Here is a 14,083-nt window from a genome sequence, read left to right as displayed (position 1 = left end):
CTCTAATTAATATAAAACGGATTTTTGCAAGGGTAATGGCGATGGACTTTATAAAAGCGGTCAAAGATGAATTCTTTTTCCTCGTCAGGGATTCCAGGGCCGTGGTCCACGACATAAATCAGTGTATGGGGATGGCAGTGTACTTGCTTTTTAATTAGGGTACTTCCCCTGCGGCGGACGGGTATTCTATCCTTTTCATAAGGACAGTTAGTCTTTCCGTACTACAGATACAGCCCACCAAACACCGTTTTTTTTATTTGGTGGGCTATAAATTTAACTATAAGTCTTATCCCAATGACTTCAAATTTTTCTATACTCCCGCATTTCTAGTTCATCAACATTATCCAGAACATATTGCAATTCACGAATACGCTCCTTTTCCTCGGCAGGTACAAATCTGCTATACTTTTTTTATTGATACTCTGCCTAAACGACTTCCTAATTGGCTTAAAATCTCATTTGATATGGTGTCTATACTATCTGCTAGGTCAGCAGCCAAGATTTCTCTATCTCCGCTTTTCCCAATCAATATAACCTCATCTCCACAAGACACCCCTTGAATACCTGTCACATCTATCATTAGCTGATCCATACAGATACGTCCGATAATAGCCGCTTTTTTTCCATATATCAGAACAACCCCTTTATTTGACAACTCACGGGGAATACCATCCGCATATCCTATCGTAACAGTAGCAATCTGCATTTCTTTCGTGGCTTTATAAGTAAATCCATAACCGATTGCTTCTCCTTTGTGTAACTGTTTCACACACGCAATTCTGGCTTTTAATGATAGGACAGGTTTCAATTTTATATCAGAAATTATTGTATCTCTCGGAGAGCTTAAAACACCATAGAGTGCGATTCCTAAACGTACATAATCAAATTTTAAAGATGGATAATTTAGTACGCCATAACTTCCTTGTATATGTGCTTTAAAATGACGGATGCCCTTTCTATGCAGCGAATTTATTACAGAATTAAATTCTGCAACCTGTTTCAGAGTAAGATTCCTTTCTGCAGCACCAGCTCCGTCCGATACGCACAAATGGGAATAAACCCCCGTTATTTTCAAATTTTCAAACTCCCAGATTTTATAAATATCTTTTATATTTTCGCTTCTTTCCCCCAAGCGGTGCATACCAGTATCTATCCCTATGTGGACAAATACAGCTTGTCCATAATCATTTAGTAATTTTGCATATGGATAATCAATTACCGTCTGTGTCAGATTGTAATGTACTAAATCAGAAAATTGTTTCGGTGAAGTATATCCTAAAATCAATAATTGTCCTGAAATTCCTGCTTCTCTAAGCTCAATCGCCTCATTTACAGTCGCCACACAAAAGTCTTTGATTCCTAAATCCTGCAAAACTTCAGCAATGATAACAGCACCATGTCCATAAGCATTTGCTTTAATTGCGGGCATGATTGCACATTGCGGGGAAAGAATATTTTTAAATTGGCTTATATTGTGAACCAGATTATCAATATTTAGTTCAATCCATGCTCTTCCTTTTTGGTACATTTCTATTTCCCCTTTCCAAAAATACTTGAATACAAAATGCTGCTATCAGCGATAATATACAGACAAAGATATACTGGATAAAAGTATTATCCACAAGTATTTTGGTAAGCCTTGTTACTTTAGCAATTCCACGAACAACAATAATGACCGCAGGGTGGATAATATATAGCATCATAGAGCCGCCCCGTATCCATGCAGGAACTCTCCCAGAAATGTTAAGCAATAATTGAAACAAAAAGTACATGACTGGAAGCAAAAACAAATACATACTATTATGTTTTTGGAGATTCAAACTATAAGTAACCCAACCCTCTAGCAGCATGAGGAGCGATGACAGCACAAGTCCCCATTTACATATGTTTTCCCGACAATGAAATTCGGGAACAGCAAGAAACATCCCAAGCAAAATATAAATTGGAGCAAAAAATATACCATTTCTTGTATAACTGCTGACAAAGAAGATTCCATTGTATAACGTATTGAGGAAAGGCACATTTTCTATAATCCCATAATAAGAATCACCGAATATTCCTATCACATATGCAATAATAGAAAAGTAAACCGCTGCCAGAATTGATTTTTTTGTCAAACAGGCAAGGAGAATACACCCAATAATCGCAGCGGGGAAATACCATAAATGATAAAATGTGCCATCAAAAAGTAACTGCTTCATCAACTCCATTATGCTATGCGGCATATTCCCAGAGTACACGGAAATAGGTATATAAATAGCGGTCACAATTAAATACAGCCTTATGTTTTTAACCAGATATTTATGGATGGGGGATTTCTTTTTAAAATTGCTAAGCACATATGGTGCTAAAACAAAATATCCTGTTATCATAAAGAAAAACGGAACTGCAATTCTTCCAACGCAATATGTGATTAGAAAATCAATGCCCTCATTCCGGACTGACAATGGCGATGTGTGAATTGCAATCACCATAAAAGCAGCTATTAAGCGGAAATAATCTATTCCTGCAAATGTTTTATTACGCATAATCCCTCCATCTACTTAAAATAGCTCCCCCCTCGTTTGTACCCGAAACCATATACGGCGACATCTCTGATACATCAAGTTTTATAGAATAACCGCCATCTAAAAAAACATACGAAATTTCTATTTTATCCGCTTTAGAACTGTTATAAATATAAGGATGCCTTAAATCGGTATTTTCCTTTAAAAAGCAAATATATTCTTCTAAAGCCATATCCTTTTCTGTCATAATGACAGAATGGGGATAACCCACATAACGGAAATGCCACGGTTCTGCTCCAATGCCTGTTATCTGCTCTTTCCCAGATACATACCTTTCAACAAAGCCGAATCGTGGAGCGGTCATTCTGAACTTCCCCCAAATTCCCGTATATGGAAAATGCGGGCAAATAAAGTCAATCTGTCCCTTGTTCTCTGCAAGGTCTATTGCAAGTCCTGTCTGATGCTCACTATGTCTGGGTACTGCCACATATTTTTTTGTGAAGTCAAGACCACTTTCAGCCAATGTGTCATTCCATATTTTTTCCTGTTCTTCCTGTGTGCGGAAACCGCTTACAGCTACAATTTCATTTCTGCAATGAATTTTTGCCAATGTTAGCTGCAATAAATTAGCCGCCTGCTCATTCATCCGTATTTCTGGCTGTTCCTTAATTGCCGGCAGCATATCTTCCATACATAGAATTTTCATAAGCGGATAATCTGGCGTTACAAGTATTAAGTTCCCGTGATATGTGTCGTCTTTTGTTAATTCAATCTGTGTCACTTCGATACCCCCATTTCAATTAAGCGGTTGATTACTTCATCAAAAGGCAGACCTGCTTCTTTTAACATATTGGGATAACGGCTATGCTCCGTAAATCCAGGGATTGTGTTTACTTCATTAAAATAAATTTCCCCTGCGGGAGTCAAAAACATATCCACCCTTGCAAAACAGCAACAATTTAATGCTTTGTAAATTTCAAGAGCTGTTCCTTTAATTTCTTTTGCCTTTTTGGGGGAAATACGGGCAGGCACATGAATACTGGAAGTTTTCAATGTATATTTCTCTGTGTAATCAAAAAATCCATCCGACAATTCAATTTCATCAACCTCACCCACTATCAAATCGGAATCCTTATTCCCCAAAATTGCACAGCCAACCTCAAATCCATCAACCATTTCTTCCAGAATAACGGTAGAATCATGCAGGAAGGCATTTTCGATTGCTAAAATCAAATCTTGTTCGTATAACACTTTTGAAATCCCAAACGATGAGCCAGACCGTACAGGCTTTACGAATAATGGATAGCCAAGCTCTAAGGCTCTTTGCTGAACCATTTTCTCTGAATAATTTTTCTTAATAGCAAAAGAACGTGCGGCTTTTATTCCGTTCATTTGTACGATACGGTGAGCCAGTTCTTTATCCATGCACAAAGCGGAAGATAATAAACCACATCCGATAACAGGAATCCCCATCAATTCCAGAACCCCTTGAACTGTTCCATCTTCTCCGTTTTTTCCATGCAAAACGGGCAATGCGGAATCTAAAGAAATTGTCTGTAAATGATTATTGTCCCAGTAACACAACCCGTGAACCGTTCTGTCAAAAGACGGAAATACTGGCGTACAGTTTTCTTCTGACTGCCAATTATCTTCCTTTATCCTTTCCAGTTCCCCATGATACCAGTACCATTTGCCAGAGTGAGGGGCAATGCCTATTAAAATTGGTACATATTTCTTTGTATCAATACACTTAATTACCGCATATGCAGACTGTAACGAAACCGCATATTCTGTGGAGCAGCCGCCAAAAAAAACTGCAACTTTCTTTTGTTGATTCATTATGAAGTCCTCCATTTTCTATACTTCTTTTAATACAAAGCAAATAGCTTCTATTCAGTATTCATTCTACTGAACAGAAGCTATCCGTACTTTAATATTCAATTTTTTAATTCCTAAGAAAATACTAAGAGAGCCTATATATTTTACTAATGTGTTACAGGTAAAGAAATACGAAAAGTTGTTGATTCGTTTTCACTTTCGGCAGTAATTTTACCTCCATGCAATGTTATGATTTCTTTTGCAATCGCAAGTCCCAATCCTGCACCTCCCGTATTCGTCGAACGTGCTTCATCCATACGGAAAAACTTCTCAAAAATAGAATTTAGCTTTCCTGCAGGAATTGTCTTTCCTTTATTGCAAAAATAAATCCAAACATCCGTAGCTGTGCTTTCAGCCCATATTTTTATTATAGTATCTGGGTAGCTGTATGCAATTGCATTTTTTAAAATATTATTGAAAACTCTGGCTAATTTTATAGAATCCCCATAAACCGTTATATCTTCATCTACACATACCTCTGTTTGATTACCATGGGCATTTAACAGCGGATAAAATTCATCTGTCATTTGTATCAACATATGACAGAGGTTTATAGATTCTTTTTCCAAATCAATTTGTTGCAGATTATATCGTGTTATATCAAAAAATTCGTTGATAAGTTTTTCTAAACGAAGAGCTTTGCTTAATGCAATATTTACATACTTCGTTTTTTGTTCTATCGGCATATCCTGTGCTTCATCTAATAATGCTAAATATCCAATGACAGAGGTAAGCGGTGTCTTTAAATCATGTGCAAGATAAGCAATCAAATCATTTTTTCTGCTTGCTTCTTCCTTTAACATTTGTTCATGCCGCTGCATCGCCTGTTTTATATCGGACATCTGGGCTGAAATTTCGGCATATTCTTTAGGGAAAATTTCTATATTCCCTCTTTCCTCAATCATAAAATCATGGAGCATCGCCGAAGTCGCAGTAATGGATTTTCTCACTTTTTCCTTTGCATATAAATTTGCAGTTACAAAAGTAACCACAATGCTGATAAGTACGATTAAAATCAAAACTGTCAAAATAAATACTTTTAGCTCCGACCATAAAGGCTCTGTAACAAAAATATTCTTTTTAACATCAGCAGAATACACTTCATGCGTGTTCATATATTTAGATGTAAACCAGTCTACAAAAAAACCATTCCAGACATTATCCACCAGATAATACAATCCAAAGCAAACAACGATGCCGAAGATACAAGTGCCAATTAGTGTAGTTGCCTTTGAAATCTTAATTTTCAATTTTGTATCCACACCCCCAGACCGTTTTTATATATTGCGGTTCTTCAAATGAATCTCCCATTTTCTCACGAAGATGCCTAATATGAACAGTAATTGTGTTATTGCTCTTGCTGAAATAGTCATCCCCCCATATTTGGTGAAAAAGTTCCTCCGAGCTGACTACATTTCCTCTCTGCTGGCACAAAATGCGTAATATAGAAAACTCCGTAGGTGTTAATGAAAGAGGCTTTTCATTTAAAGTACACTCATGCGTTTTCACATTTAGGACTAAACCAGAATGAATCAAAATATCTTCCTCTGGCTCATTTCCCACATTGTATTTTTTATATCTCCTTAATTGTGCTTTCACACGGGCAACCAATTCTAAAGGCAAAAACGGTTTTGTAATATAATCATCTGCTCCTAATGTTAATCCCGTTATTTTATCAACTTCCTCTCCCTTTGCCGTGAGCATTATCACGGGATAGCGATACTTCTCCCTTATCTTTTTGCATATTTGAAAACCGTTCATATCAGGCAGCATAACGTCTAAAATAGCTAAATCAAGCGTTTCATTCTCAATACAATACAGTGCATCTTTGGCATTATAAAATTTATATACTGTAAAGTTCTCATTTTCAAGATAAAGGGAAACAAGGTCTGCAATTTCCTGTTCATCATCTACAATCAATATTTTATTCTCCATATCCGTCCACTCCTTTCGCATCCTTTTATTTTACTAAATAAAGTATAAGCAATTTTGCACTTTCCAATAAGAAATTGTTAAGATTTCACTAAGATTGTTATACAGGTTTCTTTGCTGCTTTTCCAGATAGCACCTTGGAACAATTTGCCCCAAGGTGCTATACTTATAATGATTTAATTAACTTTATTAAGTTTATTATCAATAAGCCATTGAATGTCATCTTCATATATGGTTTTGTATTTTAATGCCATTTTCATGTCGGACGGTTCTGTTCCATTCGTAGTATATGCAAAAGAATTTTTATACCTCCATTCTCCTGAATATACAGCTAATTCTGTATCTATGTCAACTGCATTTTGTATCTCTTTCCCCTCTTTATAACCCTAAAGTAGGATAATATGTACTAAAAACCTCTTTCAATTGGTCGCGTTCGGACTCTTAGTCTTTCTGCTGATGCGGATGGGCGTTGACCGGAACGGAGAGGTCTTTGATAAGGAGCGTAACCTGAATTACTCCTTGAAAGAAACCTATGGAACATCCGGATTTATGATGCCGGATGAGATGTATAAAGTACTGGAGCTGACAGATCATGTAAAGAAAACCAAAGGGACGATCCTTGGAAAGCTGAACGGGAAGGCGGTCTGCCTTCCCTATGAAACACGCATGAACCACAACATTGCCGTTTATGGGGCAAGCGGTTCTATGAAGTCCAGGGCATTTGCACGTATCATGATCTTCCAGTGTGTCGCACGCGGGAACAACGGTGGAATCGGGGAAAGCTTAATTATCACTGATCCAAAAAGCGGTGCGAGACGTTCTCGCTTGAAAAGAGCGGGCACGACTCAAATGATAGTAAGAAATCAGTTTGAGTTGGAGAACTGAATACACGAATAGTCGAATGAGAGGGTAACGCCTCGAAAGGTATCCTTAATACTCCGGCTTGCATGATGTGAGTAAACACAGAAGTGTAAGAAGCCTGGTGAAGTCGGCAGAGAGATACCGTAACAGTCAGGCTGACGAAAGCTGTCCAGAGGTGGATGGTGTATTCCATATGCCGGAGGTCTATAAAATACCTATGGTTAGAATGAAGAGAGTCCAAAAGCTCTTCTGGCGAATCTTTGAATGTACGGGTCTATATCGGGACTATGTAGAAATGCATAGTGACACAAGTAGTATCGCTAGTACATCATTGCATTAATTCTCGAGTAATAAGCACTTGCTATCCATGCCATCTGCACACCTTCGAACCTAGATGTAGCCCGCTACACCGTCGGTTCGTAGACGCACAGCTGACACGAATATCAAGCACTATTACTTCAAGATTAATGCAATGATGTACTAGTGTGGATGAGTAAGACTCGCGTTTTATGAAAATCCATACATTGTTACAGGCAATGTCAAGCTAGCAGGCTTATATAAGAAACCTAAGGGTATATGTAAAGATAGTGTATTCGGAACGTCGTAAGCTGACAGCGTGGAGAATTACTTTCTATGAAGCGTATCGAACGGGAAAGCCACCGCAAGGTGGTATTAAGGGAGATTATGTCAGTGAAAGCGGAGGCATGGTACCAATGAAGCCGTGATAATAAGCGGTGGAGGGACGGCCTCTAGTCGTGTAATTAGTAAATCAAAATCGAATTGGAGGATACAGACCATGCTAAAGAAAACCAAGCTTCGCTATAACGAATACTATGATATGCAAGAAGCATTTGATTCGTTATATGCGGCAAGCAAAAACGGCAACAACTTTTATAAGTTGCTGGAGATTGTCGGTTCAGAGGGAAATATACGTTTGGCATATCGTAATCTTAAGAAAAACAACGGCAGTGCTACTGCCGGAACAGATGGTAAGACCATTGACGATATCAAGAATCTTTCGGATTATGAAGTGATAAATACGGTCAGATTTATGTTAGCTGACTATAAACCATCCTCTGTAAGAAGAGTGTTGATTCCTAAACCGGGCAGTGATAAAAAGCGTCCGCTCGGAATCCCCTGTATCTGGGACAGGCTCCTTCAACAATGCATTCTGCAAGTGTTGGAGCCGATATGTGAACCTAAGTTCCATAATCATTCCTATGGATTCCGGCTAAACCGAGGCGCAGACCATGCAGTCAGCAGAGCTGTAAGCATGGTGAATGTAGCCCGGCACTATTATTGTGTTGACATAGATATCCAAGGCTTTTTTGATAACGTAGACCATGGAAAATTACTGAAACAAATATGGACACTTGGAATCAGAGATAAGAGGCTGATTTGTATTATCAGCAAAATCCTTAAATCAGAGATTGAGGGAGAAGGAATCCCAACAAAAGGTACTCCACAGAGCGGAATTATCAGTCCGCTTTTGTCACTGATTGTATTAAATGAACTGGATTGGTGGGTAAGCAACCAGTGGGAAACCTTCAAACCCCAACGGATGAAATCAAAAGAATGGCTAAGTTATGCACGTAAATACACCAACCTGAAAGATGGATATATCGTCCGGTACGCTGATGATTTTAAAACTATGTGCAGAACCTACGATGATGCCCAGAGATGGTATCACGTTGCCGTAGACTTCTTAAAGACAAGATATGGATTTATTGCCAAAACAGATATGAGTGAGAAAGCGATTAAGAAAGCCAAAACAAATTTAAAGGCTAAGATTATTAATATCAGGAAACATCCCTCACATATGGCGGTTGAGAATTATAACTCGGCAGTCAGGGGGATACAGAATTATTATTGTATTGCAACAAACATCTACAATAATCTGACGGATGTGAATTACGCTCTCTTACCAACCATAAGAATTCGTCTTAGAGATGTCGGCAAAACTGTTCCCTTTCGGGAGACGGATATTGAATTTCAGCAAAAAGCAACTGGAATCAGGGATGAGACAAAGATTGTAAAGATAGGCTCGGAGACGCTACTGCCGATTACAGGAGTACACCATAAAAGCCCTATGAATTTCTCTCAGGATGTAACAAGCTATACAGCCGAAGGAAGAAAAAAGATACACCACAATCTCGAAACAGTAACAAAAACACACTTTGAAGCACTTGCCAAAGGCAGAGACCCAAATGAGACAATTGAATTCAATGACAATCGTATATCAGCGTTTGTTGTCCAACAGGGAAATTGTTACATCACAGGTCGAAAGTTAAATGTACAGGATATGCGGTGTTTTAGGAAAAAGCCTTTATCCAAAGGTGGGACAGATAAGCACGACAATATCGCATTTGTCGAGGGAAGAGTTTTCAAACTGATATTTTGTAACACAGTCAATGAGGCCAAAAGTATGTTAAATGAGATGAAATTAGATGACGTTAGGAAAAACAGACTGAACAGAATCAGACAGAATTATGGTTACCAAACAATTTAGATAATCTATGATTTACAAAAACACGATAGCACGCCGTATGACCTGAAAGGGTCATGTACGGTGTAGAGCGGGGGAAAAGGTGGAGATAACTTCAAAGCCTTACCTATCGCTATAACTGTATGAACGCATGGCTGGTTATCTGGAGAACGAGGGCTACACTGTAAGATTCTTTAATCTTGTAAACCCGGAGAACTCCGATGCATGGAACTGTCTGATGGAGATTGATGGTCAGGAGACTATGGCACAGGTTTTCTCCGATGTTATCATCCAGAATACGGGTTCTGCCAAAGTGGATCATTTCTGGGATAGTGCGACTTGTTCGCAGGCGGTAAAAAGTCTGCGCACAGCATGATTTATCAAAATCAGTCTGTGAACTGATAATTCGATAGGTGGAATGACGGGGTAACGCCCTGAAACGCCTACTCTTGGTGGACTTGCGTCAGCCGTAAAGGCTGGGGTTGGAAGCTCCACGACAAAGGCTGAGAGTTTGAACGTTATGTTCTTAATGCCGTAATGGTTTGTTTTACACCAACGAAAACGCCCCAGAGGTAGGGTGCGCAGCCTATAGGCCCAGAGTCTATAAGATACTCATGGTTAGAATACACACTGTAGCGGGTTGTGCTGACGAAAACCGCGGATGTACGGATCTAAAAGAAGTCCATGTAGAAATGCATGGATGCGTTAATGCGCAGTCGGTGTGGTTTAGTAGAAATTGACCCTACGAACGACCATACAATATTACAGGTATTGTCAAGCTGACAGGTTCATAGCGGAGACCTAAAAGTATGTATGAACAGATAGAATTATCGGAACAAGGAAAGGTATCGAGTCTCATGAGAGATAATCTGACGAAGAATAATAAGCAGATGAATCGGTGCTGAAAGGTTGTGGTCGAACTTAAGATGTTTCCTGCGAAAAAGAGGGAGACGGAGGAATGGCCACTAGTACATCATTGCTTAAATATCAGTGATTAAATTGCTAATGGTATCCCAGCATATGTCCACTTAAATGGGTGTGCTGTAAGATTGTACTGTTCAATAAAGCGCAAGATGCTTGCTTCCAGTTCTTCTATTGACAGATAGCTTTTCCGCTTCAGCAGCTTTCGGTTAATGATGCCAAACCATATCTCAATCTGGTTCATCCAGGAACTGTGTTTCGGAGTATACACAAAGCGGATCCGGTGGGAAGGGTCATGCAGGAAATCTGCCCGGCTTTTCATACTTTTGAGGATCCCTGTCTTTCCTTTTTTGCCCAGTTCCACACCAGGGACACAGGCCTCTGCCACAAAGCGGACAAGGGCTTCCGACTTATGGGTGTTCAGGCCATCACATATAAATGTCCATGGAGCCTGCGGGTCTGTTTCTGTCAATGCTTTTACAGCTTCCACAAAATCCTCTTCTGTGCGTGTGGAGTTTAGATATGGCATTTCCATACGGCCCGTTGCAACATCAAAGAACCCGATGAGACTGGTCGTGCCATGGCGGATATACTCAAACTCCATTTTGGCGCACTGGCCGGGTAATGGGAGCTTATTAGGATATTTATGTTCCAACGCCTGTACCCCCGTCATTTCATCCGTGGAAACAACGTGTGCACCTTCCCGGTTTTGTTCCGGGGCGCTCTGGTACAGGCCGCAGATTTCGTTTACTTTACACGCAAAAGATTCCGGGGATTCCGTCTTTTCAGAAGAATGGAGCCAATAACGGATTTTGTGGGGATGTAAATCTACCTCATTTTTAAAAAACGGCTGACAGATTTCTCAGAAATCTGTTCAGCGATCCCCTGCTTTTTAATTTCTGCCACTAACAGCGGAAGGCTCCACTGGCTTACTTCGTACCCAAAATCATTTGGGTTACTGCATGCAAGGTCGATGATCCGCATAATCTGATCCGGCGTAAAAACAGACGGGGCACCGGGACGCTTTTTATCGGACAGGACTGCCCGTATCTCATCTTCGAGCTTTTCCGGATCGTCCATTTCAATCTTCCGCAAGGCGGGGAGCGCCGCGAGGAATCGGCTGCGCCAGGTGGCAACATTATTATAATGAAGTCCGACCTGTGATGCAATATTCTGGTTGAGTTCCCCCTGTGACGCAAGCAGGACAATGCCGGCTCTTTTGACCAGTCCAGACGGAAGGGAGCGGCTTTTTGAAAAAGCAGATAAGATGCTTTTCATGGCATCAGATAAAACTGGGATAGTATCAATTGTTTTCCTTCGCATAGTAATCCATCCATTCTTTAGTGATAGAATTATTATGCACCGACTACAATAAAAAAGCAATATTTATTCATTGTTATTTCAGCAATGCTGTACTAGTCGGTTGTTAAAAACAGGCATTATTCAGTCTAACATAAGGATTCGAATAAGACCAAAAGGGTCACTTTCGCAGGAGGAGGTGATGCCTTATGCCAAAGAAAAACAAAAATCTATGTGTAGACGACCTTAGACATGCAGAATATTATGGCATGCAGGCAATATACGATGAACTATATCAAAAAAGTTTAAATGGAGATTCGTTTCCAAATCTCATGAGCATTATATTGAGCCGTGAGAATATATTACTCGCATACCGAAACATAAAAGCAAACAAAGGAAGTTACACAGCAGGAACAGACAAGAAAAACATTACCGATATCGGGGGAATGTCTCCCGAAGAAGTAGTTGAGAAAGTGAGATTTATTGTCACAGGAAGCCAACACGGGTACAGACCAAAGCCCGTGCGACGCAAAGACATTCCTAAGCCCAATGGGAAAACACGTCCGTTAGGAATCCCTTGTATCTGGGACAGGCTGATTCAGCAATGCATTAAGCAAGTCCTGGAACCTATCTGCGAAGCAAGATTCAGCAACAACAGCTATGGCTTTCGCCCCAACCGGTCGGTTGAGCACGCCATTAATTGCACTTATAACATGTTGCAACGGATTAATCTATACTATGTGATTGAATTTGATATCAAAGGCTTCTTTGATAACGTAAATCACAACAAGTTGATAAAACAGATGTGGGCATTGGGTATACAGGATAAACAGTTACTTTTTGTAATCAGGCGTATTTTAACAGCATCCATCAAAATGACGGACGGCTCTATGATTAAACCGGACAGGGGAACCCCTCAAGGCGGTATTATTTCACCACTGTTGGCAAATATTGTATTAAATGAACTGGACTGGTGGATTGATAGCCAGTGGCAGAATCATCCCATCGTTCAGAAGCAGGGAAAATATCGACGGATAGGTAAATCGGAATCCTTCGATAGAGGGAAGGCTTTTAAGACGATGCGTAAAACAGCACTGAAAGAAATGTATATCATTAGATATGCCGACGATTTTAGAATTTTCTGCCGTAACAAAGAAAGTGCAGAGAAGTCAAAAGAAGCCGTAACAAAATGGATTAGTGAAAGGTTGAAACTTGAGGTATCACCGGAAAAAACACGGATAGTGAATGTCCGCAAACGATATTCAGAATTCCTTGGCTTCAAGATTCGGGTAAGACCGAAAAAACATAAATATGTGGTTCAGTCGGGAATATGTGACAAGAAGTTATTGTTGGAAAAAACTAAGTTGGTAGAGCAAGCGAAGCATATAGCCAGACCGACGGAAAGAAAAAGCTGTTTATATGAAATACAGCTCTATAACTCCATGGTTTTGGGTATACAGAATTATTTTTGCGTAGCAACCTGTATCAGCATTGATTGCAGGGACATTCACCGACAAGTTATGACGGTTTTAAAAAACAGATTGAATTCAGAAAAAGGGTGCAGGCTTGTTCGGGAGGGTGGAACTCTCACTCAAAGCGAAAAGGAGAGATTTGGTAATTCCAAAATGATTCGGTACGTAGCCGGAATTGAACAGCCAATTTATCCAATAGCCTTCATTGTTGGACGGCGAATTGAGGGAGACATAAACGGCAAATTATTTTTCCAACCTTTTTCGCATTGACTGCGCAGTGCTGTCTACAAATGCATAATACCGCCGAAAATGCAGCACGCTGTTGGTATAGCTTTTCTTTCGAAATCGAAAGGCCATGAATCCCATTATGAGATCCATAGCCACATGATGTAGTTGGATTTTTTATTGTTTGTCAGCCAGAGTCGGCAGATAAGCCAAACCGGCAGCAACAGTTACGGCATCTACCTTCCGCATTAGATTGCTGATCCGCCCCTCATTCCAGAAAATATCAGAAAAATCGGATAGTTCACATCCCACATCATGGTTCGGGATGCACAGGTAGTTTCCGTATTTATGCACTCCGGCCAGGATGTGGAAGTATGTCCCCCGTCCATTCATCTCAGCTTCATACCATCCAGGCCGCCATCGCAGCAGGATAATCTCCCCTGTCCAGGTTTCTATGCGGGAACCATCCCTGAAAAAACATCTGTATTCCAAAAACAACACCC

General features: G+C 39.9%; 10 protein-coding genes and 3 pseudogenes. 4 read left to right on the top strand and 9 right to left on the bottom strand.

Going from position 1 to position 14,083, the window contains the following annotated elements:
• Window positions 1-400: 400 nt before the first annotated feature.
• The 6 genes from vanT to vanR all read right to left on the bottom strand — a co-directional run bounded on the left by vanT (window position 401) and on the right by vanR (window position 6,320).
• Window positions 401-1,528: a serine racemase VanT catalytic subunit gene (vanT, locus tag VSQ62_RS00310; RefSeq protein WP_334632566.1), complete on the bottom strand. Its 1,128-nt coding sequence runs from the start codon at window positions 1,526-1,528 to the stop codon at window positions 401-403.
• Entirely contained in the window at window positions 1,500-2,528 is a 1,029-nt protein-coding gene (locus tag VSQ62_RS00305; protein WP_334632564.1) for an acyltransferase family protein, read from the bottom strand. The genes vanT and VSQ62_RS00305 overlap by 29 nt, the downstream gene beginning before the upstream one ends.
• Window positions 2,521-3,288, bottom strand: a complete 768-nt coding sequence (locus VSQ62_RS00300; RefSeq protein WP_334632562.1) for a D-alanyl-D-alanine carboxypeptidase family protein — start codon at window positions 3,286-3,288, stop codon at window positions 2,521-2,523. Before VSQ62_RS00300 ends, VSQ62_RS00305 begins: the two co-directional genes overlap by 8 nt.
• On the bottom strand, window positions 3,285-4,346 hold the full coding sequence (gene vanG / locus VSQ62_RS00295; RefSeq protein ID WP_334632560.1) for a D-alanine--D-serine ligase VanG: 1,062 nt from the start codon (window positions 4,344-4,346) through the stop codon (window positions 3,285-3,287). The genes VSQ62_RS00300 and vanG overlap by 4 nt, the downstream gene beginning before the upstream one ends.
• A 146-nt stretch (window positions 4,347-4,492) precedes the next feature.
• Entirely contained in the window at window positions 4,493-5,647 is a 1,155-nt protein-coding gene (locus VSQ62_RS00290; RefSeq protein ID WP_334632558.1) for a sensor histidine kinase, read from the bottom strand.
• Window positions 5,625-6,320, bottom strand: coding sequence for a VanR-ABDEGLN family response regulator transcription factor (vanR, locus tag VSQ62_RS00285; RefSeq protein ID WP_334632556.1), 696 nt, complete (start codon window positions 6,318-6,320; stop codon window positions 5,625-5,627). The genes VSQ62_RS00290 and vanR overlap by 23 nt, the downstream gene beginning before the upstream one ends.
• Before the next feature lie 420 nt (window positions 6,321-6,740).
• Here vanR and VSQ62_RS00280 point away from each other — a divergent pair.
• From VSQ62_RS00280 to VSQ62_RS00270, 3 genes and pseudogenes are all read left to right on the top strand, one after another.
• Window positions 6,741-7,124: pseudogene (locus VSQ62_RS00280) on the top strand (VirD4-like conjugal transfer protein, CD1115 family); the annotation flags it as partial.
• A gap of 850 nt (window positions 7,125-7,974) precedes the next feature.
• Window positions 7,975-9,687 (top strand): reverse transcriptase domain-containing protein, encoded by a 1,713-nt coding sequence (locus tag VSQ62_RS00275; RefSeq protein ID WP_334632552.1) that lies wholly within the window; start codon window positions 7,975-7,977, stop codon window positions 9,685-9,687.
• Between the two features lie 115 nt (window positions 9,688-9,802).
• A pseudogene (locus VSQ62_RS00270) lies at window positions 9,803-10,000 on the top strand (VirD4-like conjugal transfer protein, CD1115 family); the annotation flags it as partial.
• 657 nt (window positions 10,001-10,657) lie between these two features.
• Here VSQ62_RS00270 and VSQ62_RS00265 read toward each other — a convergent pair.
• Entirely contained in the window at window positions 10,658-11,317 is a 660-nt protein-coding gene (locus VSQ62_RS00265; RefSeq protein ID WP_286164879.1) for a transposase, read from the bottom strand.
• A gap of 95 nt (window positions 11,318-11,412) precedes the next feature.
• On the bottom strand, window positions 11,413-11,907 hold the full coding sequence (locus VSQ62_RS00260) for a helix-turn-helix domain-containing protein (RefSeq protein ID WP_120397171.1): 495 nt from the start codon (window positions 11,905-11,907) through the stop codon (window positions 11,413-11,415).
• 185 nt (window positions 11,908-12,092) lie between these two features.
• On the opposite strand from VSQ62_RS00260, the pseudogene ltrA reads away from it, so the two are divergent.
• A pseudogene (ltrA, locus tag VSQ62_RS00255) lies at window positions 12,093-13,562 on the top strand (group II intron reverse transcriptase/maturase); the annotation flags it as partial.
• A 195-nt stretch (window positions 13,563-13,757) separates the two neighbouring features.
• Here the strand turns inward: ltrA and VSQ62_RS00250 are convergent.
• Window positions 13,758-14,072: a DUF6618 family protein gene (locus VSQ62_RS00250; RefSeq protein WP_016217795.1), complete on the bottom strand. Its 315-nt coding sequence runs from the start codon at window positions 14,070-14,072 to the stop codon at window positions 13,758-13,760.
• Window positions 14,073-14,083 lie beyond the last annotated feature (11 nt).

It is taken from the genome of Sporofaciens sp. JLR.KK001, from assembly GCF_036941055.1.
GTDB lineage: Bacteria > Bacillota > Clostridia > Lachnospirales > Lachnospiraceae > Sporofaciens.
The sequence above is the reverse complement of the archived record's forward strand: the minus strand, read 5'-3'. Positions and strand labels throughout refer to the sequence as shown.

What these genes read in the sequence shown, in the direction of transcription:
- vanT (WP_334632566.1), bottom strand. Translation starts at nt 1,528, where the DNA reads ATGTACCAAAAAGGAAGAGCATGGATTGAACTAAATATTGATAATCTG.
- VSQ62_RS00305 (WP_334632564.1), bottom strand. Translation starts at nt 2,528, where the DNA reads ATGCGTAATAAAACATTTGCAGGAATAGATTATTTCCGCTTAATAGCT.
- vanG (WP_334632560.1), bottom strand. Translation starts at nt 4,346, where the DNA reads ATGAATCAACAAAAGAAAGTTGCAGTTTTTTTTGGCGGCTGCTCCACA.
- vanR (WP_334632556.1), bottom strand. Translation starts at nt 6,320, where the DNA reads ATGGAGAATAAAATATTGATTGTAGATGATGAACAGGAAATTGCAGAC.
- VSQ62_RS00275 (WP_334632552.1), top strand. Translation starts at nt 7,975, where the DNA reads ATGCTAAAGAAAACCAAGCTTCGCTATAACGAATACTATGATATGCAA.
- VSQ62_RS00260 (WP_120397171.1), bottom strand. Translation starts at nt 11,907, where the DNA reads ATGCGAAGGAAAACAATTGATACTATCCCAGTTTTATCTGATGCCATG.